This window comes from Cedecea neteri (genome assembly GCF_000758305.1).
Lineage (GTDB): Bacteria > Pseudomonadota > Gammaproteobacteria > Enterobacterales > Enterobacteriaceae > Cedecea > Cedecea neteri_C.
In genome coordinates this window covers 3973494-3995271 of sequence record NZ_CP009458.1, presented here as the reverse complement: position 1 = coordinate 3995271, position 21778 = coordinate 3973494, and the positions used below count along the sequence as shown (strand labels likewise).

General features: G+C 56.7%; 19 protein-coding genes. 9 read left to right on the top strand and 10 right to left on the bottom strand.

From position 1 onward, the window contains the following. Nucleotides 1–17: 17 nt before the first annotated feature. The 4 genes from LH23_RS18555 to LH23_RS18540 form a co-directional block, all read right to left on the bottom strand. Nucleotides 18–1400: a serine/threonine protein kinase gene (locus tag LH23_RS18555; RefSeq protein WP_039294379.1), complete on the bottom strand. Its 1383-nt coding sequence runs from the start codon at nucleotides 1398–1400 to the stop codon at nucleotides 18–20. A 38-nt stretch (nucleotides 1401–1438) separates the two neighbouring features. Then, the gene (locus LH23_RS18550) at nucleotides 1439–2398 is read right to left on the bottom strand and encodes a hypothetical protein (RefSeq protein WP_039294376.1); all 960 of its coding nucleotides are present in this window, start codon (nucleotides 2396–2398) and stop codon (nucleotides 1439–1441) included. 121 nt (nucleotides 2399–2519) lie between these two features. Then, nucleotides 2520–3014 (bottom strand): SH3 domain-containing protein, encoded by a 495-nt coding sequence (locus LH23_RS18545; RefSeq protein ID WP_039294373.1) that lies wholly within the window; start codon nucleotides 3012–3014, stop codon nucleotides 2520–2522. A gap of 484 nt (nucleotides 3015–3498) precedes the next feature. Next, nucleotides 3499–4377: a helix-turn-helix transcriptional regulator gene (locus LH23_RS18540; protein ID WP_409335196.1), complete on the bottom strand. Its 879-nt coding sequence runs from the start codon at nucleotides 4375–4377 to the stop codon at nucleotides 3499–3501. Between the two features lie 108 nt (nucleotides 4378–4485). Here LH23_RS18540 and LH23_RS18535 point away from each other — a divergent pair, with 108 nt between their 5' ends. Beyond that, entirely contained in the window at nucleotides 4486–5907 is a 1422-nt protein-coding gene (locus tag LH23_RS18535; protein WP_039294370.1) for an MFS transporter, read from the top strand. Here LH23_RS18535 and LH23_RS18530 read toward each other — a convergent pair. Further along, complete coding sequence (locus LH23_RS18530; RefSeq protein WP_052050342.1) at nucleotides 5871–6641, bottom strand: helix-turn-helix domain-containing protein; 771 nt, start codon at nucleotides 6639–6641, stop codon at nucleotides 5871–5873. The two genes, LH23_RS18535 and LH23_RS18530, sit on opposite strands and share 37 nt — an antisense overlap. Before the next feature lie 97 nt (nucleotides 6642–6738). Between LH23_RS18530 and LH23_RS18525 the strand changes: the two genes are divergently transcribed. Continuing rightward, the gene (locus LH23_RS18525; RefSeq protein ID WP_039294367.1) at nucleotides 6739–7299 is read left to right on the top strand and encodes an NADPH-dependent FMN reductase; all 561 of its coding nucleotides are present in this window, start codon (nucleotides 6739–6741) and stop codon (nucleotides 7297–7299) included. Between the two features lie 301 nt (nucleotides 7300–7600). Next, entirely contained in the window at nucleotides 7601–9259 is a 1659-nt protein-coding gene (gene mqo, locus LH23_RS18520) for a malate dehydrogenase (quinone) (RefSeq protein ID WP_156108061.1), read from the top strand. Nucleotides 9260–9344: 85 nt separating this feature from the next. Here mqo and gap read toward each other — a convergent pair whose 3' ends face one another. The 5 genes from gap to hutU form a co-directional block, all read right to left on the bottom strand. After that, on the bottom strand, nucleotides 9345–10355 hold the full coding sequence (gene gap / locus LH23_RS18515; RefSeq protein WP_039294361.1) for a type I glyceraldehyde-3-phosphate dehydrogenase: 1011 nt from the start codon (nucleotides 10353–10355) through the stop codon (nucleotides 9345–9347). A 78-nt stretch (nucleotides 10356–10433) separates the two neighbouring features. After that, complete coding sequence (locus tag LH23_RS18510; protein WP_039294358.1) at nucleotides 10434–11414, bottom strand: GlxA family transcriptional regulator; 981 nt, start codon at nucleotides 11412–11414, stop codon at nucleotides 10434–10436. A gap of 40 nt (nucleotides 11415–11454) precedes the next feature. Continuing rightward, nucleotides 11455–12252, bottom strand: coding sequence for an N-formylglutamate deformylase (hutG, locus tag LH23_RS18505; protein WP_039294355.1), 798 nt, complete (start codon nucleotides 12250–12252; stop codon nucleotides 11455–11457). Continuing rightward, nucleotides 12245–13453, bottom strand: a complete 1209-nt coding sequence (hutI, locus tag LH23_RS18500) for an imidazolonepropionase (RefSeq protein ID WP_039294353.1) — start codon at nucleotides 13451–13453, stop codon at nucleotides 12245–12247. The genes hutG and hutI overlap by 8 nt, the downstream gene beginning before the upstream one ends. A gap of 51 nt (nucleotides 13454–13504) precedes the next feature. Continuing rightward, nucleotides 13505–15181 (bottom strand): urocanate hydratase, encoded by a 1677-nt coding sequence (gene hutU, locus LH23_RS18495; protein ID WP_039294350.1) that lies wholly within the window; start codon nucleotides 15179–15181, stop codon nucleotides 13505–13507. A gap of 495 nt (nucleotides 15182–15676) precedes the next feature. Between hutU and LH23_RS18490 the strand changes: the two genes are divergently transcribed. The 6 genes from LH23_RS18490 to LH23_RS18465 are packed head-to-tail and all read left to right on the top strand — an operon-like array spanning nucleotide 15677 to nucleotide 21775. Then, nucleotides 15677–16774, top strand: a complete 1098-nt coding sequence (locus LH23_RS18490) for an ABC transporter ATP-binding protein (RefSeq protein ID WP_039294340.1) — start codon at nucleotides 15677–15679, stop codon at nucleotides 16772–16774. Then, nucleotides 16771–17415 carry an ABC transporter permease gene (locus tag LH23_RS18485; protein ID WP_008454132.1) on the top strand — a complete coding sequence of 215 codons (645 nt, stop codon included), beginning with the start codon at nucleotides 16771–16773 and terminating at the stop codon, nucleotides 17413–17415. The genes LH23_RS18490 and LH23_RS18485 overlap by 4 nt, the downstream gene beginning before the upstream one ends. Nucleotides 17416–17418: 3 nt before the next feature. Then, nucleotides 17419–18099, top strand: coding sequence for an ABC transporter permease (locus LH23_RS18480; protein ID WP_039294337.1), 681 nt, complete (start codon nucleotides 17419–17421; stop codon nucleotides 18097–18099). Nucleotides 18100–18132: 33 nt separating this feature from the next. Beyond that, nucleotides 18133–19017: an ABC transporter substrate-binding protein gene (locus LH23_RS18475; RefSeq protein ID WP_039294335.1), complete on the top strand. Its 885-nt coding sequence runs from the start codon at nucleotides 18133–18135 to the stop codon at nucleotides 19015–19017. 9 nt (nucleotides 19018–19026) lie between these two features. Beyond that, nucleotides 19027–20586: an HAL/PAL/TAL family ammonia-lyase gene (locus LH23_RS18470; RefSeq protein ID WP_039294333.1), complete on the top strand. Its 1560-nt coding sequence runs from the start codon at nucleotides 19027–19029 to the stop codon at nucleotides 20584–20586. Continuing rightward, nucleotides 20579–21775, top strand: a complete 1197-nt coding sequence (locus LH23_RS18465) for a CaiB/BaiF CoA transferase family protein (protein WP_039294330.1) — start codon at nucleotides 20579–20581, stop codon at nucleotides 21773–21775. Before LH23_RS18470 ends, LH23_RS18465 begins: the two co-directional genes overlap by 8 nt. Nucleotides 21776–21778: the final 3 nt, after the last annotated feature.

The window sequence follows — 21778 nt, the reverse complement described above, 5'->3', positions numbered from 1 at the left end:
ATGTTTTGCCTCTGTAATCACCCCTGTGGGTTCACCAGCCAGGTACCGGAATTCGCTACCACAATGGTTTGCTTGCGGGGTATTTCGCCTCCGCTCAGCGCCAACAAGTATTTGCCGGCCGGGAGCTGAAGTGATGCAAAACCGTTGGCAGCGGGCGTCAGCTTTTGCACTTTACCGTTCACCGAAAGCTGCTCACCGTCGTTCATTCGGATATAGACTCTGGCAAGCGTACTTTCAGCCGCGGCGGCTGCAGGGGCCGCACTGACCTGTGCCGGGCTTTGATTCACCGCCAGTGACGCAGGGGCAGGTTCCGGCGAACTTACAGCAGGGCTTCCCCGGCCAAAAAGTAGTGCACCGACAATCAGGCCCGCGACGGCAGCTGCGCCGATTTGCAGGGCTGCTTGATAGCGTTTCCAACGCGGAAGAGCCACGGTGCTGTCGGGATCTTCTACCGGCACCAGCGCGGTACCCGTTTTTTTACTGCTCACCAGTTCACGTACGTCGTCTGGCTGGATATTCAGCAGGGCCGCAAAAGCGTCAATGGACTGAGGGCGATCTTCCGGCTTCAGCGACAGCGCTTTATCAACCGCCTGCAGTAAATTGAGGGAATAGCCTTCGGGTTGGCTTTCCGCGAGCCTGACGCAGCTGTCCTGAATACTGCGAGCGACGCTGGCAGGCGGTGCACTGCCGGTAATAAGCGTATACAGCACGGCACCGACGGCGTAGATATCGGTCCATGGCCCTAGCTGGCTGGCCAGGTCTCCAGTGTACTGCTCCAGCGGGGCAAAACCGGGATGGAGCAGGGTGTTACCTTCATCCAGTGAGCCTTGCCCCCGGCGTGGCGCACCAGTGTTGAGCAGGATAGGCAGCCCATTATCCTGAATTTGAATGCTTTTCAGCGACAGGTTGCGGTGCAGATGCTCGGCCGCATGCAGCGTTGCCAGCGCGCCGCAAAGCATTGGCAGCATCCGGCGGAGCCACGCTTCATCAATCAGCGACGGCTGCTGCTTTTGCAGTTCATCGAGCGTAATACCGCTATAAAACAGGGTGACGACGTAAGCCGTATTGTTATCGCTCCAGATGCGCAGCACCTGAGGCAGATTGGGATGGTTAAAGTGCGCCAACTGACGCGCTTCTTGCATAAAGCTGTTCAGGCCGGTGGTATAGACCAGGTGATCGCGTTCGCTGTGCAGCACCAGCTCCATCATGTCATTGCGCATCACGTAAGCTTTAGGCATGTATTCACGGATAGCCACCAGGCGTTCTAGCTGGTGATCCCACGCCCGATAAAGAATACTGGTCATGCTGGCGTCGATGGCTTCCTGAATTTCAAACTCATCGAAGCGGTAGCCAGGCGGCAGAGCGTTCGGGACTTTTGGGATAAAATCGTTATCTAGCATAATGTTCTCTGCGCGTAATCATGCAATTTGCGGCCTGTTTATTTTTGGGCGCGCCAGGCGCCGGCGGCCGGGTCGCGCAGCTGCGGGTGCAGGGATTCAACCAGCAGCAGCGTGATGGACGTACCTGGCGTCAGCCAGGCGGACCAGAGCTTGCGCACCTCGTTGAGCCGCGTCTGGAGGCGTTGTTCATCCAGCGCCATGTCGCGAGATACCTCTACGGCAACGGTGCCGCTGGCTTTCCAGCCGTTGATCTCAGGATGGTAGGGCAAAATTAGCCAGCTTTGTGGTGCCTGTTCATTGCTAACCACCATGCGCTCATTGTTCACGCTGGTGATAAGCAGACTGTCGGCATCCGCTGAGGGATTCAATCCGCTGACCGGGAAACCGTGGACAAACGTCATCATAATGCGCTTTTCGCCGCCAGTGCCGCGCTGAACCACTTCGCTGGTGCCGTTCAGCCAGCCACCTTTTTCACATTTGCCATTCTCTTTACCCGGAATAAACAGGGAACTGCTGGCGGCGTCGCCCTGCCAGAATGTGCGCAAGTGGCAACCATCCTGCAGGGTAAACTCCAGCCACGGCGTGCGGTCGAGAGGCGTGGAAAGATCTTCCGGACGTTCGTTGCGGTTAGCGACCGAAGAGAGTGGGGATTCAATAGTGACTTCCCAGTCGCTGGCCTTGGTGGCGGAACCGCGGGCAAGGGATGCGCCCTCGGGATCTTCCAATTGCCAGTTAACGCGATCAATCTCGCTGCACTGGTTTTCCAGAAGTGCGCCGAGGCGAGGCATGAACGTTTTCAGAATAAGGGGGTTTTTATCCCCGTTTGCCACAATACGAACCGGCAGATCGCTTCCGCACCAGCTTTGAGGGGCATTGCTTTTGATGTTGTCTATCCACACGTCCAGCTTTTGGGACGGCGACTGAACAATGCGGTAGTTCCCTGCCCAGACGGTAGTGGATGCCAGCAGCAACGCCATACCCGAAAGCCAGAGTTTCATAAAGATCCTTGTTAGCCTGTGTGTAAAGAGAGGGCAACGTTAACGCCCGTACAGGTTGCCGGGTGAGTCGTTGCTACTCTCATACCAAAATCTTTGGTTAGAAAACCCCCGGAGGGGAAGTTTAATTAATGATCCACGTTCCGTTATCGGCGTTCTGGCAGGCTTTGCTTTTATTATCTACCGCAACGCAGGTGGATTTTTTGGCCGCACGGCGAGGGCGAGGGCGGTCTTTTTTCAGCGTCTGGTTATACAGCTCACTTTTTACCAGCGCCCTGAGCGGCACATAGCCCAGCAGCTCTTGTTTATCCTGCTCGGCGATAGCAAACCAGTGATTTTCTACCTCGCCTAACACAGTGTAGCTTTGGCCGCTTTCAAGCTGTGCCAGTACTTTGCCACCAAAATCGGGTTTGCTCATAATAGAGCCCGGATAAAGCGCCCGATACTCGGCGTCAACAGGTGTAAATTCTTTCGGTACTTCAACGATATAGCGGTGAGTCAGGGTGACGCCGTTTACCGTGCTGGTCACAATGGTGTCGTCGGTCATCTTCGGCGGCGGCGCTTTACAGCCGACAACCGTAGTGACAACAAGGAGGACTAACAGGCTTCGCAATTTCATTGAGACGTTCCCTGAGAAAAAGGTTAAAACCCAACCGCCGCGGGAGCAAGGAGCGCCGCACAGGAAAATTATCCACGACGTGAGGTACGCCCACGCAAAACGGCGTGGCGGCTTGGGTATCTCGCCGGCGCAAGGAATTCGCGTGGTTTCAGCATAGTAGCGTGATTTTACATAGCCCGGTTAACAATTCAATGGTGTTATAACAGTGGAATAACCTATTACGTACATGAAGGTTTGATGCCAGGTTGGTAGAGCAGAAAATTGGGTTGGTTTAAAAATGATCAAGGGGGCATCTAAGTGGAATGAAAAGCATGAAGATAGCGTTAATTTTTTGAATTTGTTTGATAAATTCAATGTTTTCAGCGAAGTCTTATTTTTATTCTGCCGTCAATGCGAATGGTCTTTTATGGTTTCCCTGAGGTTATTCTTAAAACAATAAAAAACATCGGGCCGTCTGCAGGTTGCCCGATGCGTTTGCAGAAATTCAGGCTCCGCTCGCTTGAGAAAAAAGTCGCAAAGCTCGTTCACCCAGTTCATCAACCGGGAGGTAAACCAGCAGCCTTGAACCGTCTCGCGGCGCAGAGTACCAGTTGACCTGCTGCATACCGAAGGTGCCGATCTGCGGGTGCGTGTACTGTTTTATATGGTTTTCGATATTGCGGATCTCATAGCGCTGCTCCCAGAGCGTTTTAAACGCGGGGGAGGCGGCGAAAAACGATTCCAGCAGTGTTTCCCATCGCGGGTCGCCGCGATGTTCGGTGATCCCGGCGCGGAACCAGCCCACAAACTTGGGCAGCACATCTTCGTTACAGTCTACCCGGCTTCGCCAGGTCTCATTGGTCAGATACTGATAAATGCAGTTGCGATGCTCCGGCGGTTCATTGTCGAGATCAACTCCCATCAACTGGCAAAAATGCGAGTTATAGCCGAGGATGTCGAAATTCGGCTTCTGGATGCTGGCGGGGTTAGGCATCAGGGCGTCCAGCATCCGGCGGGCGGCGGGGCTGAGTCCTTCGCACTGCGCGGCGGCGGGAGCTTCGGACGGGGGCAGGCCAGCCAGAATAAACAAGTGTCGGGTTTCCGCCGGGGAGCACTGCAGCGCGCTGGCGATCGCCGTCATAGCAGTGGCCGAAGGATTCACTTCCCGTCCCTGCTCAAGCCAGGTATACCAGGTCACGCCGATGTCAGCCAGCAGCGCCACTTCTTCACGGCGAAGGCCGGGCGTGCGGCGACGCCCGCTGCGCGGTAAACCCAACCGCTGCGGGTCCAGACTTTCGCGCCGGGTGCGCAAAAACAGCGCCAGCATTTTACGGCTGTCGTCCAGCGGGCCATGACGCAGCTCAGGCTGAGTGATGAGCATCACAAATACTCCAGAATGGTAGTATCAGTACCAGTATAAGTAAGAACTGGTACCCGGTTAAATGTTCAGGGATCCTACGTCGGTATCCTGAACTATGCAATGGAGTCCCTGATGAATAATTCGCCTGTTTCACCCGGTCGTGCTGGCCTGGTGCTGCTGTTGACGGGCCAGATGCTGCCGTTAATCGACACGTCTATCACCAACGTGGCGCTGGACTCGATCACGGAGTCCCTTGGCACCACGCCAACCCAGCTTGAACTTATTGTGGCACTTTACGGCGTCGCCTTTGCCGTCAGCCTGGCGGTGGGCAGCAAGCTTGGCGATAACCACGGCCGCCGCAGAACGTTGCTGTGGGGCGTGGCGCTGTTCGGTATTGCTTCTTTCCTGTGCGGGATCTCCGGCTCGGTCACCGAGCTGCTGGCGGCACGTACCCTCCAGGGCGTTGGCGCTGCGCTGATCGTGCCGCAGATCCTTGCCACACTGCACGTGACGCTCAAAGGCACCGCTCACGCCCGGGCTATCAGCCTGTATGGCGGCATTGGCGGGATCGCTTTCATTATCGGCCAGATGGGCGGCGGCTGGCTGGTGTCGGCGGATATTGCTGGCCTGGGCTGGCGAAACGCGTTCTTTATCAACGTGCCTATCTGCCTGTTGGTGCTGGTCCTGAGCCGGTTCTATATTCCTGAAACGCGGAGCGAAAGTCACTCGCGCATTGACTGGCAGGGTACCGTTACCCTCGCGCTGGTGCTGTGTTGCCTGCTGTTTCCTATGGCGCTTGGGCCCGAGCTGCACTGGCCGTGGCCGATGCAACTGATGCTGGTGGCAACGCTGCCGCTCGGTTATCTGATGCGCGTGGGGGCGCTTAACCAGCAGCAGCGTGGGCTACATCCGCTGCTGCCGCCAAGGCTGCTTAAGCTGGGCAGCATAAGGTTTGGCCTGCTGATCGCGCTGCTGTTCTTTACCTGTTGGTCGGGCTTTATGTTCTGCATGGCGCTGACGCTGCAGTCGGGGATGGGAATGGCGCCGTGGCAGTCCGGGAACAGCTTTATTGCCATGGGCATTTCGTATTTTGTCTCCGCGTGGTTTGCCCCGAGGCTTATCGTGCGCCATTCGCTGAGTACTATTCTGCTAAGCGGGATTGCTATCCAGGTGGTGGGTCTGCTGGGGCTGATATTTACGCTCTGGCACTTTGGCACCCACGCAGGTCCGCTGGCTATTGCCCCGGCGACGCTGGTGGTGGGCTACGGCCAGGCGCTGATTGTGAACAGCTTCTACCGCATTGGGATGCGCGATATCGACCTGAACGATGCCGGAGCAGCAAGCGCAATATTGAGTACCCTGCAGCAGTCTGCGCTGGGTCTTGGCCCTGCAGTCCTCGGAGCATTGTTCCTGCACCTGCAGCACCAAAGCGGGGATTACTCCGTGGCGATGATCGGCTTCCTGGCGGCTGAAATCGTGATGATGCTGGTGCTGGCGGTTGCCGCAGTCACCCGCCGTCAGCTTTTGTCCGGGGTGAAGGTCTCTTTAAGATAACGCCCCGGCGGCAGGCCGATAATTCGGGTAAAGGCAGTGGTAAAGCTGCTGGCGCTTTGATAGCCCATATCATAGGCCACCTGAGTTATCGGCTCGCCGTTAACCAATTTTTCCACTGAACTGATTATCCTCATTCTTTCCCGCCAGCGAGTAAAACTCATCCCGATTTCGCTTTCGAAAAGGCGGCCTAATGTTCTGGGGCTGATGAAGGCAACGGCGGCCAGCTGAATTAGCGTTTTGCTACAGGCCGGATCTTCCCGCAGCAGACTGGTGACTAGCCTCAGCCGTTTATCTTTACCCTCAGGCACAAACAGGTCTGTTTTCAACACCTGTTTTTGCAGCTGGAAGTGCAGCAGCTGTGCAATCAGTTCGAGTTGTTCGTTCGAATCGCTGTTGTGTTGAATCGCTAAGGCTTCTTTCGCCAGCTCCATCAGCAGGTTTGAAGCGACGATAAGCGAGCTGTTGCCCGGCAATAGCCGCTCGAATCCTTGCCTGAATCGTAGATTGATCAGCCGCGAACGCTCGGTATAAAACGCCCGGTGTAAAAGGCCCGGCGGCACCCAAACGCCGTTACCGGGCGTTGCCAGCCACCAACCCGTTTCGGTTTGCAGGCGAAGAGTCCCTTCCAGGGTGACGCTTAACTGGCCATGCATATGGCGGTGAAACGTCACGTCGTCACCGCGACGATGCGCCATGTCGGAAGCAGCGATAGCCACGGAAAGGGCGTCTGGCATGTTGGCACTCCTGCGAAGGGTTTTGGCGGATTAGCGAAAGAATTATCACATTCTTTTTCTGATAATACCGGCATCGAGAAAATTAGAGGAGAACAAGATGAAAACATTACGCTTCGTGGGGATCGCCGGTAGCTTGCGGGTCGATTCGGCTTCCCGTGCATTGCTCAACAGCATCAGCGAAATGCTGCCCGAACAGAGTCATTTTAGTGTGCTTGATATTGGTGTCCTGGAACATTATTGCCAGGATCTGGAAAAGGGGGAATTGCCTGAGCCAGTGGTAAGCGCCCGCCGGCTGGTGGCTGAGGCTGATGCGGTGATTATTACGGTACCGGAATACAATCACGGTATGCCCGGCGTACTCAAGAATGCGCTCGACTGGCTGTCACGGCCAGTCAGAGCCAGCTGTATGCTGGGAAAATATGTCTTTTTCGTTTCGCAGTCGACCGGCGCGCTTGGCGGCGTCAGGGCGCAATACCAGCTGCGGGAAACGCTGGCCTCAATGCTGTGCAATATGGTGCCGCTGCCGGAGCTGGCAGTCAGCTTTGCGAACCAGAAATTAGAGAACGGGCGTTTAATTGATTCTGCCACGGATGCATTTATTCGTACCCAACTTGCCGTCTTTATTAAGGCGATAGGGCAGAATGGCACAAACCGTTAACGACGAATTTATCGCCTTTTACAGGAACGGAATAAGGATAAAATCCATGCATGTGCGTGGATTTTTTTTGCCAATAACATCCCGATAACTAAGCGGATTACCGCTAATAATACCCGGAATACAGGATGTATTCTCCGGGTATATTATTTTAATGATATTTGATTTTATTTGGTTTTTTTAATTAAAAAAATCATTGGCATTAATTGTATGGATTAATCAGGATGTGAATGAGATTTTAAAATATCGTGAAAGTGGGTTAACATAGATTTACTTCATTCACCTGCGATGCAATAGAATTATTATGCCTGCAATGAAAAAGACAATTATTTCTCTGACAACACTGGCGTTATTCGTAAGCTCTGCTAGCTACGCTAACGCGGATTCCACGCAAAAAACCGACTTCCTGCTGATTGGCGGCGGTATTATGAGCGCCTCTCTCGGGACGTGGCTCCAGGAGCTGCAGCCGGACTGGAAACAGGTCATGGTTGAGAAACTTGATGGCGTGGCGCTTGAGTCCTCTAACGGCTGGAATAACGCCGGTACCGGGCACTCGGCAAATATGGAACTGAACTATACACCGGAGCGCCCGGACGGTTCTATTGACGTCAGCAAAGCGCTGGAAATTAACGAACAGTTTATGATTTCCCGTCAGTTCTGGTCCGCACAAATTCAGCGCGGTATTTTGAACGACCCACATTCGTTTATTAATTCCACGCCGCACATGAGTTTTGTCTGGGGTGATAAAAACGTTGAGTATCTGACCAAGCGCTATGACGCGCTGCAGAAAACCACGCTGTTCCAGGGGATGAAATTCTCCACTAACCACGAGCAAATTAAACAGTGGGCTCCGCTGGTCATGGAAGGGCGCGACCCGAATCAAAAAGTGGCGGCGACCTGGACGCCAGTTGGGACCGACGTTAACTACGGTGAAATTACCCGTCAGCTGATCGGCAGCCTGAAAAAAAGCCCGAATTTCTCCCTGCAAACCTCTTCTGAAGTCACCGACTTCAAACGCAACGGCGATAATTCCTGGCACGTCACCATCAAAGACGTGACCAGCGGCAAAGAGCACGCCATCGACGCGAAATATGTCTTTATCGGGGCTGGCGGCGGCGCACTGAAACTGCTGCAGGAAACCGGTATTCCGGAATCGAAAAATTACGCCGGTTTCCCGGTGGGTGGCTCCTTCCTGATGACCGAAAACCCGGCGGTAACCAGCCAGCATCTTGAAAAAGTGTATGGTCAGGCCTCCGTGGGTGCACCACCAATGTCCGTACCGCACATTGATGCCCGCTTTATCGACGGCAAGCGCGTGGTGCTGTTCGGGCCGTTCGCGACCTTCTCTACCAAATTCCTGAAAAACGGCTCTTTCTTTGATCTGCTGAGCACGACCACCACCAGCAACTTTATGCCGATGACCGACGTAGGTCTGGATAACTTTGACCTGGTGAAATACCTGATTGGTCAGGTGATGCTGAGTGATGAAGATCGCTTTGAAGCGCTGAAAGAGTACTACCCGCAGGCGCGTAAAGAAGACTGGAAACTGATTCAGGCCGGTCAGCGCGTGCAGATCATCAAAAAAGATGAGAACAAAGGCGGTGTCCTGAAACTCGGTACCGAAGTGGTTGTTGACCAGCAGAAAACCATTTCTGCTCTGCTGGGGGCATCCCCAGGCGCATCTACCGCGGCGCCTATCACGCTGAACGTGTTGAAGCAGATGTTCCCGCAGCAGTTCAACTCGCCTGAGTGGCAGAGTAAGATCCGCGCCGTTGTGCCAAGCTACGGCCAGGAGATGAACGGCAACGCGGCGCTGACGCAGAAAGTGTGGGATGACACAGCAGCCACGCTGCAGCTGACCAAACCGCCGGTTATTCAGATGAACGACCAGAGTGCAACGCCGGTAGCAAAACCAGCCGAAGCGAAAGCGGAAGCCGCTACCCAGCACGATATGGCGCTGTAAGTAAACGCCTCTGCCAGCCTCTGTTACTGCAGGGGCGGTAATAAAAAAGCCAGCCGCAAGGCTGGCTTTTGCATTTCAGCGGCCGTTACAGCCCACGTTTATCCATCAGCAGGGCAAGGTCAACCAGGCGGTTAGAGAAGCCCCATTCGTTGTCATACCAGGCCAGGATTTTCACCAGGTTACCGCCAATCACCAGGGTTGAAAGCCCGTCAATAATAGAAGAGCGCGGGTCGCCCTGATAATCGCTGGAGACCAGCGGCTCATCGCTGTAGCCCAGAATGTCTTTCAACGGGCCAGCTTCAGCGGCTTTGCGGAACGCCGCGTTCACTTCTTCCGCCGTGACATCGCGTTTGAGCGTCACGGTTAAATCAACGATAGACACTACCGGTACCGGCACGCGCAGAGAGTAGCCTGTCAGGCGCCCGTCAAGTTCAGGGATAACCTTGCCGAGGGCTTTAGCCGCGCCGCTGGAATACGGCACAATCGACAGCGCTGCCGCCCGTGCGCCGCGCAAATCTTTTTCCGGCTGGTCGTGCAGCGCCTGGCTGTTGGTGTAGGCGTGAGTGGTATTCATCAGGCCGTGTTCAATGCCGAATGCCTGATGCAGTACCTGCGCGGCAGGGGCCAGGCCGTTGGTAGTACAGCTGCCGTTGCTGACCACAAAGTGTTTCTGCGGATCGTAACTGTCGTGGTTCACACCCAGTACGATAGTCAGATCGTCGTCTTTCCCAGGGGCAGAAATGATGACGCGTTTTGCGCCGCCGTGGGTGATGTGAACTTCAGCTTTTTCGCGGCTGGTGAAAAAGCCGGTGGCCTCGATAACGATATCTACGCCGACGTCACGCCATGGGATCTGCGCCGGATCTCTTTCACTGAAAACGCGAACCGGCTTGCCGTCAACGTGGAGCAGCCCTTCGGAGGCTTCCACTGGCGCAGGTAGTTTGCCCATCAGCGAGTCGTGCTTTAACAGGTGTGCAAGGGTTTTGCTGTCCGTCAGATCGTTGATGGCCACGATCTCAATATTGGGGTTACCCAGGGCAGCGCGCAGCACGTTACGTCCGATTCTGCCAAAACCATTAATCCCGACCTTAACCATGATTCACTCCTTCTCTTGAATGTCTGGCATCAGAGTAGGCGCAGAGTGAAATGGCGTAAATGACAAAAAAGGATCAATTCATGCCAACTTCCGGCAATGGAAACGTTCGCGGTATTCCCCCGGCGTGAGGTGAAGCTGGCGCTCAAAGACGCGGCGCAGGTTAATGGCGGTGCCAAAGCCCGAGGCGCAGGCGACCCGCTCCAGGGTATCGTTTGACTGCTCAAGATGGTGGCGGGCGGCGGCTAGCCGGGCTTCTTCCACATAACGGGCGGGCGTAACGCCTGTTTCCCTTGTAAAGACGCGGGTAAAATTACGTGGACTCATGGCGACCCGTTCCGCCAGTTTTTCTACCGACAAATCATCCGCCAGGTTATCCAACAGCCAGTCCTGGAGCTGGCTTATCGGCCCGGTGTTGGCCGCCTGGCGCAGATGATAGCGGCTAAACTGCAACTGGCCGCCAGGGCGGTGCAGGTACATCACCAGATCCTGAGCCACATCCCTCGCGAGGGTGAAGCCGTAATCCGCCTCAACCAACGCCAGCGTAAGATCAAAGCCAGAACTCACGCCGCCGGAGGTCCACACCGGGCCGTCCTGAATATACAAAGGGCCGCCTTCCACGTTGATTTGCGGCCACCTGGCCTGCATCTCTTCCAGCATTCGCCAGTGGGTCGTTGCCCGGCGGCCATCCAGCAGCCCGGCGCGAGCCAGCAACATCGCACCGCCGCACACGGAGGCAATACGCTGAGTATTTGGCGCGGCGCGGCATAGCCAGTCGACCACCGCGCTGCCTTCGGGCTCGCTTTGGCCTTTGCCGGTGATCATGATGGTGTCACGAGGCTCATTGGGATCGAGGTCGGCCAGCCGGTGGTCTGCCAGCAGGTTCAGGCCGGACATGCCGTGCACGACGTGATGAGGTTGAGTGGTGGCGATACTGATGCGGTAGCGGGGCTCGGTCAAGGCTTCCGCATGCAGGCGATTAGCCTGCATCAGAATATCGGCGATACCGGCGGCTTCAAACAGCATGCCGCCGTCAGGGACAATAACCAGAATCGTTTTCATGTCCTGAAAAGTACGCTTTTAACAAATTAAGTCAAGAGAGTTAGCCGTACTGCCGCTGCCCCCATGCCAGGGCGGTTTCAATCAGGCGGGCGATCACCTGCTGGAACTGGGCTCCTTTTTCCTCAGACCAGGCAAAACTCTCTTCATCCATATAGCAACACTGGGCCACTTCCAGCTGCACGGCATGGATATTTTGCTGCGGCGCACCGTAATGGCGCGTGATATGGCCTCCCTTAAAGCGGCCGTTCAGCACTTTGCTGTAGCCGTTAAAATGCTCGCTGGTTTTCAACAGTTCAGCGCTGAGAGCCGGATCGCAGCTGGTGCCGTCCGCGGTGCCGAAATTAAGATCCGACAGGCGACCTTCGAACAGGCGAGGTACCACGGATTTAATAGAATGCGCGTCCCACAGCAGGGCATAGCCAAAGATTTCTTTCAGCCTTGCCAGTTCCTGGGCAAGCGCCTGGTGATAGGGTTGCCAGATGTTGGTCAGGATGTCGGCTCTGGCCTGTGCATCGGGGGATTTTCCCGCCTCGAACAGTGGTTCGCCGTCGAAAAAAATGTCCGGGTAAAGCCCGGTGGTAGCCGTGGTGTACAGCGGCTTATCGTCCGACGGACGGTTCAAATCCACCACGTAGCGCGAGTAGTTGGCGCTGAGTATGCTGGCACCCATGTCACGTATTGGCTGATAAAGTCTGGGAATATGCCAGTCGGTATCTTCCAGTTTTTTGGCCCGCGCCGTCAGCCCGTTAGCCACTTCCGGCGTTAACTGTGTACCCGGATGCGGCATGCTGATCAGCAGCGGCAGCTTGCCCTGATGAAGCTCAAAGCCCTTAATCATTCCACACCTCTTTACCTTGATAGATAACCTGTTTGGAGAGCGTGCCGCCCAGCCAGTAGCTCAGCTCGGCGGGGTGGTCTATTTCCCAGGCGACAAAGCTGGCTTCTTTACCTGCTTCCAGGGTGCCCGTTTTCTCGCTAATCCCGAGCGCGCGCGCCGCATTTAGCGTCACGCCAGCAAGCGCTTCTTCCGGCGTCAGGCCAAACAGCGTGCAGGCCATGTTCATCATCAGACGCAGGGACTGCACCGGGGAGGTGCCTGGGTTCAGGTCGCTGGAAATGGCCATCGGCACGTGATGTTTACGCAGTAGCGCCACCGGCGGCTTCTGCGTTTCGCGCAGGAAGTAAAACGCGCCGGGCAGCAGCACGGCGGTCGTGCCGTGTTTTGCCATCAGCGTAATATCGTCTTCGCAGAGATATTCCAGGTGATCGGCAGAAAGCGCATTGTGGCGGGCAGCAAGCCCTGCGCCATGCAAGAGCGAAAGCTGTTCGGCATGAAGCTTAACCGGCAGGCCCAGCTCATGGGCTTTCACAAAGACACGCTCAACCTGCGGCACGGAAAAGGCAAGGTGTTCACAGAAGGCATCAACGGCATCAACGAGCCCTTCACGGTGCAACTCTGGTAACCAGCGTTCACAAACGTCAGTGATAAAGTCGTCGCTGCGGTCTTTGTATTCCGGGGGCAGGGCGTGCGCGGCCAGGCAGGTACTGTAAATCGTCAGCGGCAGACTTTGCGCCAGCTGGCGGACAACACGCAGCATTTTGCGCTCGTCGTCAAAGCTGAGACCGTAGCCTGATTTCACTTCCAGGGTGGTCACGCCGTCTTTACGCAGCGCGTTGATACGGCGACTGGCGCTTGCCAGCAGTTCGGCTTCGCTCGCCTGACGCGTGGCCTTAACCGTACTGGCTATCCCGCCGCCCGCAGCGGCAATATCCGCGTAGGTTGCACCGTTCAGGCGCATTTCATATTCCTGACTGCGGTTGCCGCCGAACACGCTGTGGGTGTGGCAGTCGATAAGGCCCGGGGTGACAAGTTTGCCCTGCAGATCGCGTTCTTCGTCGTGGGGCTGGTTTGGGCGCTGACTGTCGGGGCCAACCCAGATAATTTTGTCGCCTTCGGTCAGCATCGCCGCGTCTTCGATAATATTGTACTTGCCGCTGACCATGGTGGTGATGTGGCAGTTACGCCATAAAATCCGCATAAGATCTCTCTCATCAGGACGGGGCACGACGAAAGCCGCGCCCCAGGGGAACTACTTCGCCAGCATCGGCAGGTTCAGGCCGTGCTCTTTGGCGCACTCAATAGCAATATCATAGCCCGCATCCGCATGGCGCATCACGCCGGTGGCCGGGTCATTGTTCAGCACGCGAGCAATTCGCTCCGCCGCTTCGTCGGTACCGTCGCAGACGATAACCATGCCGGAGTGCTGTGAGAAGCCCATGCCGACGCCGCCGCCGTGGTGCAGGGAAACCCAGGTCGCGCCGCTGGCCGTGTTCAGTAGGGCATTCAGCAGCGGCCAGTCGGAGACGGCATCGGAGCCATCCTGCATCGATTCGGTTTCGCGATTCGGGCTTGCCACCGAACCGGAATCAAGGTGATCGCGGCCAATGACGATAGGGGCGGACAGCTCGCCGCTTCTGACCATTTCGTTAAACGCCAGGCCCAGTTTTGCGCGCTGACCGAGGCCGACCCAGCAGATACGCGCCGGCAGGCCCTGGAAGCTAATGCGCTCCTTGGCCATGTCCAGCCAGCGGTGCAGGTGCTTGTCGTCCGGGATCAGCTCTTTGACTTTGGCATCGGTACGGTAAATATCTTCCGGGTTGCCTGAGAGCGCAGCCCAGCGGAAAGGCCCGATCCCACGGCAGAACAGCGGGCGAATATAAGCCGGCACAAAGCCCGGAAAATCAAAGGCGTTGCTGACGCCCATTTCTTTGGCCATCTGGCGGATGTTGTTGCCGTAATCAAAGGTAGGAATGCCCTGCTGCTGGAAGGCTAGCATCGCTTTCACGTGTTCTGCCATGGAGGCTTTCGCCGCCTGAGTAACCACTGCGGGCTCAACGGCTGCGCGCTCGCGGTACTCTTCCCAGCTCCAGCCAACGGGCAGGTAGCCGTTAAGCGGGTCGTGGGCACTGGTCTGATCGGTGACCATGTCCGGGCGCACGCCACGTTTCACCAGCTCAGGCAGAACTTCTGCCGCATTACCGTGCAGGGCGATAGAGACGGCTTTCCCTTCGCCGGTGTAGCGTTTGAGGCGGGCGAGGGCGTCGTCCAGATCTTTGGCCTGCTCGTCGACATACCCGGTGCGCAGACGGAAGTCGATGCGCGACTGCTGGCATTCAATGTTCAGTGAACAGGCACCAGCAAGCGTAGCGGCCAGCGGCTGCGCGCCGCCCATGCCGCCGAGGCCCGCAGTGAGCACCCAACGCCCGGCTAGTGAGCCGTTGTAGTGCTGGCGACCTGCTTCCACGAAGGTTTCATAGGTGCCCTGCACAATGCCCTGGCTGCCGATGTAGATCCACGACCCGGCGGTCATCTGGCCGTACATCGCCAGACCTTTAGCATCCAGTTCGTTAAAGTGTTCCCAGTTTGCCCAATGTGGCACCAGGTTAGAGTTGGCAATCAGCACGCGAGGGGCGTTGGCGTGAGTTTTAAAGACGCCAACCGGCTTGCCGGACTGCACCAGCAGGGTTTCATCTTCATTCAGGGCTTTAAGTGCTTCGACCATTTTGTCGTAGCACTCCCAGTTTCTCGCCGCCCGGCCAATGCCGCCGTAAACCACCAGTTCTTTCGGGTTTTCAGCCACGTCCGGATCGAGGTTATTCATCAGCATGCGCAGCGGGGCTTCCGTCAGCCAGCTTTTTGCATTCAGCTTCGTGCCGCGTGGCGCCCTGATTTCAACATCACGATAACGAGAAAACTCACTCTTCATGGGGTTCACCTTGTTTTAAGATAACGGGGAAAGTGCTCACGAAAAATACCATGTCATCTTTTCGTTTGCTTGTATATACATGATTAGCACATTTGATGCCAGGCACGAAAAACATTTTATTATCGTTTTAAATCAATAACTTAAATAAGTTCTGGTAAGTAGTTACATCATATATCGTTTCTTTTTCGACCTCTTTCGCACCATTTTGGCGCTCTTTACAAAGAGATTGATCCTTTTTGGGGCAAAAAGAGCAGTTCAGATAGCTGGCAAATCGCCAGAAAGGCACCGTTTAATCCTGATAAAAATCACGAGTTGATCACACTTAAAATTTAATAAATTCATTATTTATTTGTTTTTAAACAATAAATATCATTGTTTTCGATGTTGCGTATTTGTTATGGCACAGGCTTTGCAGATTGTACATACAATGCTATACATAGCTTTTTTACGCAGCCGTTCATTTCTTCGGCAGCCAGATGACCATGAGGCGTAGCGATGATTACTTTCAACAATGTGACCAAGTTTTATGACGACGGCACGGTCGTGGTGGATGGACTGAATCTCACCGCACCCGGCGGCAAGATCACCGTACTGGTAGGCCCTTCCGGTTGTGGGAAAACAACGTCACTGCGCATGATTAATCGGCTGATTGAGCCGTCCTCCGGCGAAATCCTGCTTAACGGCGAATCTACCTCCGCCATGGACGTGGTGCAGCTGCGCCGCCGCATTGGCTACGTTATTCAGAATGCAGGTCTGTTCCCGCACCGAAACATCATCGACAACATTGCCACCACCGCGATCCTCAACGGCATGCCTAAGACCAAAGCCCGCGCGAGAGCAGGGGAACTGCTGGAAGTTGTCGGCCTGGCCCCGCAGCTGGCGAAACGCTATCCGTGGCAGCTTTCCGGTGGCCAGCAGCAGCGTGTCGGGGTTGCCCGAGCGCTGGCCGCTGACCCGGAGTTCATGCTGATGGATGAGCCTTTTAGCGCTGTGGATCCGGTGGTGCGTGACCAACTGCAGGAAGAGTTTCTCCGCATTCAAAAGGAAGTAAGCAAAACCATCATTATGGTGACTCACGACATCGATGAAGCCATGAAGCTGGGCGATCTGGTCGCGGTTTTGAAGCCTGGCGGTAAGCTGGGGCAGATGGCTTCCCCGGGTGAACTGCTTAACGCCCCGCAGAGTGATTTTGTTGCCGACTTTATTGGCCGCGACCGCGGCTATCGCAAGCTGAGTTTCTACAATTCCGGCCCGCTGGCTTCAATGCAGACGGAGCCGACCGCTGAAGTAGGCACGCCTATTGATATGGCGCGCAACATTGCGGTGCAGCGCTGGCTGCTGGTGACCCGCGAAGGCAAAGCCTGCGGCTGGTTTGATACGCACCAGCAGGTTGAGGCCGTGGTGCCGGAGCACATTAATCTGGGCGCAACCTTCTTCCCGCAAACCGGCACGCTGCGCCAGATGCTTGACTCCGCGCTCAGCTCGCCGTGCCACCGGGCGGTGGTGATTGGTGAGCGTGCAGAAGTGCTGGGGACGCTGGGGCTGGATCACGTCCTGGATGCCTGCAAGTCGATGGCGCGGGAGGCGGTATGAGATTTGACTGGCTGTGGGCGCAGAGCGACAAAATTTTCCATTTGCTGCTGTGGCATCTCTACCTTTCGGTGACGCCGATCCTGATTGGCCTGCTGCTGGCGATTCCGGCTGGCTGGCTGGTGAGCAGCATGCCGCGCGTAAAGGGCGTCATTCTTAACCTGTTCGGGCTGCTCTATACCATCCCGTCCCTGGCGCTGTTTGTGCTGCTGCCCCCGCTGCTCGGCACACAAATCCTTGACCCGATCAACGTGGTGGTGGCGCTGACGATTTATAGCTTTGCGCTGCTGGTCAGAACCGTGTGCGACGGCCTGGATTCAGTGCCCACCGACACCCGGCAGTCCGCTTTTGCCCTCGGCTACAAGCCGGTGCACCAGTTTTTCCAGGTTGATTTGCCGCTGGCGGTACCGGTGATTGGCTCGGGGATGCGGGTTGCCGTGGTCTCTAACGTCAGCATTGTTTCAGTCGCTGCACTGATCGGCGCTCCGCAGCTCGGGTCGCTGTTTACTCAGGGGTTTCAGCTGCAGTTTCTGACGCCAATTATTGCCGGCATCGTGCTGTGTATCGTGCTGGCTTTCGTGCTCGACTGCGTGGTCGTGGCCGTCACCCGCTCATTAAGCCGCTGGCAGCCAACAAGGGGATAAAGTATGTCTGACTGGTTCTTTACGCTCAGCCACTGGTATGGCGATGACGGTATTCTCCCGCTGCTGGCGCAGCATATCGGCTACAGCGCGGTGGCGCTGGCGATAGCGATAGCCATCGCGTTTCCGGTGGGCTGCTACACCGGCCATACCGGCAAAGGAGAGGCGCTGCTGATTGGCACCACCAACGCGCTTCGTTCTCTGCCGTCGTTTGGCCTGATTATCCTGTTGGTTATTCTGATGGCGGGCTACTTCGAGTCCGACATGGCCTTTATTTTGCCGTGCATTATCGTGCTGGTGGTATTAGCCCTGCCGCCGATAGCGCTGGGCGTTCATGCGGGGATTCGCTCCGTTGACCCAAGCGTGCACGACGCCGCCAAAGGTATTGGCCTGACGCCGTTCCAGGTGCTGACTCAGGTGGAGTTGCCTTGCGCCACGCCGTTGATTCTGTCCGGCATTCGCAGCGCCACGCTGCAGATTATCTCGACCGCCACCATTGCGGCTTACGTCTCTCTTGGAGGCCTGGGGCGGTTGATTATCGATGGTCGCGCAGCGAACGATTTTGCCCAGATGACAGCTGGCGCGGTGCTGGTTGCCATTCTGGCGCTGCTCGTGGATGTGTTCTTTTCCCTTTCGGTGAAGTACGTGGTGTCCCACGGTATTTCCCGACGTATCAAACCCCAGTGATGTTGAGCCCGTTAATTACACAAGGTGAAAGCGATGAATATGAAGAAACGTTGTTTGACGCTGTTGAGTGCCGCGATGCTGTCCGTTGTTTCCTCCGCGTGGGCGGCAGATGCGGGGCAGAAGGTGATTATTGGCTCGGCTGATTTCCCTGAAAACCAGCTGCTGGCGACGATTTACGCCGGTGCGCTGGAAGCGCAAAACATCCCGGTGGAGAAGAAGCTCAACATCGGCAGCCGCGAAGTTTATATTCCGGCCCTGCTGGACGGCTCGATTAACGTTATCCCGGAGTACAGCGGCGCGCTGCTGAGCTACCTGGATGCCAATAATAAAGCGCACAGCTCTGACGAAGTGGCGACCGCGCTGGCGGCGAAGCTGCCGGCCAAAGTGAAAATGCTGAATACCTCCGTGGCGCAAAACAGCGACGTTATCGCCGTCACCAAAAAAACGGCGGATAAGTACAACCTCAAAACCATTGAAGATCTGAAGCCTCACGCGGCAGAACTTATTCTGGGCGGCCCGGCTGAATGGAAAACGCGTCACGAAGGCGTGCCTGGCCTGAAAGAAGTGTATGGCCTGAACTTCAAGAGCTTCAAAGTGCTGGACGTCGCGGGCCCGCTGACGCTGACCGCACTGAAGAATAATCAAATTCAGGCGGCGGATTTAACCTCCACCACGCCGGAAATCCAGAAAGACCATCTGGTGGCGCTGGCCGATCCGAAAAACCTGTTTGCGGCGCAAAACATCGTCCCGATTGTGGCCACCACCACGCTGAATCCGACGATTGAAGGCACGCTGAATAAAGTCTCGGCTCAGCTAACCACCGCTGATCTGATTGCCATGAACGGGCAGCTTGCTGAATTTGCCAGCATTGATGACGTGGCGCATCAGTGGCTGGTTAAACATGGTCTGAGCAAGTAAGGGCGCACGATGACAAGACAAACTGGCTCCACCGCTCGTTCTCATGAAACCGTCACTTTAGGTAGGGCGCAAACCACCATTAACGAACTGGTGCACATTGCCGACGGGGCGCCGGTCGAACTGGCCCCTGAAGCCCTGGCGAATATGGACCACGTCAGCGGGTATATTCGACGAGCAATAGATGAAGGGCAGGTGATCTACGGCCTGACCACCGGGGTAGGAGACCTGGTCACGGAGCGCCTTTCTGTCGACCAGATAGCCAGCGTGCAGCTCAATATGCTGCGCAGCCACGCCTGCGGGATGGGGCCAGATTTGTCCGTGCGTGAAGTGCGCGCCATGATGGCGGTCATGCTGAAGTCGCTGCTGCAGGGGTATAGCGGCGTTAGCGCCGAGCTGGCGAAACGCATGGCCGAAATGCTTAATCGGCAGGTTACGCCGTGGTCACCGGCCAGCGGCTCGGTCGGCTATTTAATTGCGACGGCGCATATCGGGCTGTCTCTGTTTGGCGAGGGGCAGTGCTGGTATCAGGGAGAGCTTCTGCCGTCCTCCGAAGCCTTGGCAAAAGCGGGGATTGCCCCCCGAGTGCCAGGCCCGCGCGAAGGCCATGCGCTGATCAGCGGCACCTATGAAATCACCGGCCTGGCGTGCCTTGCCGTGCATGATTTTGAGCGACTACTGCCGGTGGCTGATATGGCCGGTGGTATGTGCCTTGAGGCGCTGAAGGGCAATACCCGTGGCTATGACGCCCGTCTGCATGCGCTCCGCCCACACGACGGGCAGCAAAAAACCGCCGCGATTCTTCGTCGTCTGTTGAGCGGCAGCGAGATCTTTGCCCGCTACCGCGACCATCGGGTGCAGGATGCGCTCAGCCTGCGCTGCATTCCGCAAATCCACGGCGCGGTGCGCGACCAGCTCGCCCATTGCCGCCAGATTGTGACTATTGAACTCAATTCGGTGACCGATAACCCGGTATTCCTTATCGAAAATGACGCACTGGCGATCCTGCCCGGCGGCAATGGGCACGGTGCGCCGCTGGCGCTGGCGCTGGATTCTCTGGCCGTCGCCATTGCCCAGGTCAGCACGGCGTCCCAGGCGCGATCGGATCGTATAACCAACGTGCATCTTAGTGGTCTGCCTGCGTTCCTGGTCGGCAGAAGCGGCGCGAATTCCGGGATGATGATCCCGCCTTATGTGGCCGCCGCGCTGGCGGGGGATAACCGCAGCCTGGCCGCGCCGTCGAGTGTGCATACCGTCACCACCTGTGCCGGGCAGGAAGACCATATCAGCATGGGCGTTTCTTCGGCACGCAAAGCCATGCAGGCGGTGAGCAATGCGGTGGATATTGTTGCCATCGAGCTGCTGTGTGCCAGTCAGGCGCTGGAGTTTCACCGCCCGCTTCGCGCCTCGGTTGGCGCAGAGTTAACGCTGAGCATGGTGCGCGCCCGCGTGCCGTTCCGTGAGACAGACACAGCGCTTTACCCGGATATGCATTCCGTGCGCGGTTTGATTGCTGACGGTGAGCTGAGCCAACGGCTGCTCGCCCTGGTTGAGGAATCCGAACATGAGTGAAGCTTTACAGCCGCTGAAAGGCGTCAGAGTGCTTGATTTATCCCGCGTGCTGGCCGGCCCGTGGTGCGCCTCGCTACTGAACGATCTCGGGGCGGAAGTCATCAAAATTGAGATGCCGGGCAGCGGGGATGATTCCCGCAGCTTCACCCCGCACATCGGCGGGGAAAGCAGCTATTTCATGCAGCTTAACCACGGCAAGAAAAGCGTTACCCTGGATTTAAAGGCACCTGAGGGGTTAGCCATTCTGAAGCAACTGGTGGCGCAGGCCGACGTGCTGGTGGAGAACTTCCGTCCGGGCGTAACTAAACGCCTCGGCATTGATTATGCGACGTTGCAGGAAATCAACCCACGGCTGGTTTATGCCAGTATTTCCGGGTTTGGGCAAAATGGGGCGATGGCGCACAAAGCTGCTTACGACCATATCGTGCAGGCCTACGGCGGCATTATGCAGGTCACCGGCTGGGCGGAAGGGGAGCCAACCCGCGTCGGCGATGCTATCGGGGACGTTGTGGCCGGGCTGTACGGCAGTTGGGCGGTGCTCGCGGCGCTGTTGCAGCGCGGGATCAGCGGCAAAGGGCAGCATCTTGATGTCTCGATGCTCGACACGATGGTGACGATGCAAATGGTTTCCCTGACTCAATGGATCGGCGGACAGCCTTCCGCCGGGCGGCTGGGCAACGCGCACCCCATCAGCGCTCCGATGGACAGCTATCCGGCGCAGGATGGCCACATCGTGATTGCGGTCGCCAACGATAAGCTCTTCCGCCAGCTTTGCTCGGCGATGAATAAGCCCGAACTGGCAAGCGATCCGCTGTACCTCACCGATCCACTGCGCCTGGCGAACCAGCGGCCCCTGCGGGAAGAAATTGAGCGCTGGCTGGCGGATAAAACGGTTAACGATGCTCAGGCCATTCTGGACCACGCAGGCGTCCCGGCCTCTGCCGTGCTGCGTCTCGACCAGATCCTGACCAGCGACTATGCGAAAGAACGTGAACTCGTTAAGCAGGTGACGCACCCGACGGCAGGCAACATCTCGATTGTTCCGCAGCCGGTGAAAATGAGCGCCATGCAAACAGAACCTGCGCTGGTGCCGCCAGCGCTGGGCGAGCATACGGCCAGCGTGCTGCGGGAATTGCTGGCTATCGACGAGGCAACGCTGGCGCAGCTCAAGGCGCAGGGCGTCATTTAACCG

Bases quoted from the DNA above. Each gene is read 5' to 3' on its own strand.
- LH23_RS18555 (WP_039294379.1), bottom strand. From the start codon at position 1,400: ATGCTAGATAACGATTTTATCCCAAAAGTCCCGAACGCTCTGCCGCCT.
- LH23_RS18550 (WP_039294376.1), bottom strand. From the start codon at position 2,398: ATGAAACTCTGGCTTTCGGGTATGGCGTTGCTGCTGGCATCCACTACC.
- LH23_RS18545 (WP_039294373.1), bottom strand. From the start codon at position 3,014: ATGAAATTGCGAAGCCTGTTAGTCCTCCTTGTTGTCACTACGGTTGTC.
- LH23_RS18535 (WP_039294370.1), top strand. From the start codon at position 4,486: ATGAATAATTCGCCTGTTTCACCCGGTCGTGCTGGCCTGGTGCTGCTG.
- LH23_RS18530 (WP_052050342.1), bottom strand. From the start codon at position 6,641: ATGCCAGACGCCCTTTCCGTGGCTATCGCTGCTTCCGACATGGCGCAT.
- LH23_RS18525 (WP_039294367.1), top strand. From the start codon at position 6,739: ATGAAAACATTACGCTTCGTGGGGATCGCCGGTAGCTTGCGGGTCGAT.
- mqo (WP_156108061.1), top strand. From the start codon at position 7,601: ATGCCTGCAATGAAAAAGACAATTATTTCTCTGACAACACTGGCGTTA.
- gap (WP_039294361.1), bottom strand. From the start codon at position 10,355: ATGGTTAAGGTCGGGATTAATGGTTTTGGCAGAATCGGACGTAACGTG.
- LH23_RS18510 (WP_039294358.1), bottom strand. From the start codon at position 11,414: ATGAAAACGATTCTGGTTATTGTCCCTGACGGCGGCATGCTGTTTGAA.
- hutG (WP_039294355.1), bottom strand. From the start codon at position 12,252: ATGATTAAGGGCTTTGAGCTTCATCAGGGCAAGCTGCCGCTGCTGATC.
- hutI (WP_039294353.1), bottom strand. From the start codon at position 13,453: ATGCGGATTTTATGGCGTAACTGCCACATCACCACCATGGTCAGCGGC.
- hutU (WP_039294350.1), bottom strand. From the start codon at position 15,181: ATGAAGAGTGAGTTTTCTCGTTATCGTGATGTTGAAATCAGGGCGCCA.
- LH23_RS18490 (WP_039294340.1), top strand. From the start codon at position 15,677: ATGATTACTTTCAACAATGTGACCAAGTTTTATGACGACGGCACGGTC.
- LH23_RS18485 (WP_008454132.1), top strand. From the start codon at position 16,771: ATGAGATTTGACTGGCTGTGGGCGCAGAGCGACAAAATTTTCCATTTG.
- LH23_RS18480 (WP_039294337.1), top strand. From the start codon at position 17,419: ATGTCTGACTGGTTCTTTACGCTCAGCCACTGGTATGGCGATGACGGT.
- LH23_RS18475 (WP_039294335.1), top strand. From the start codon at position 18,133: ATGAATATGAAGAAACGTTGTTTGACGCTGTTGAGTGCCGCGATGCTG.
- LH23_RS18470 (WP_039294333.1), top strand. From the start codon at position 19,027: ATGACAAGACAAACTGGCTCCACCGCTCGTTCTCATGAAACCGTCACT.
- LH23_RS18465 (WP_039294330.1), top strand. From the start codon at position 20,579: ATGAGTGAAGCTTTACAGCCGCTGAAAGGCGTCAGAGTGCTTGATTTA.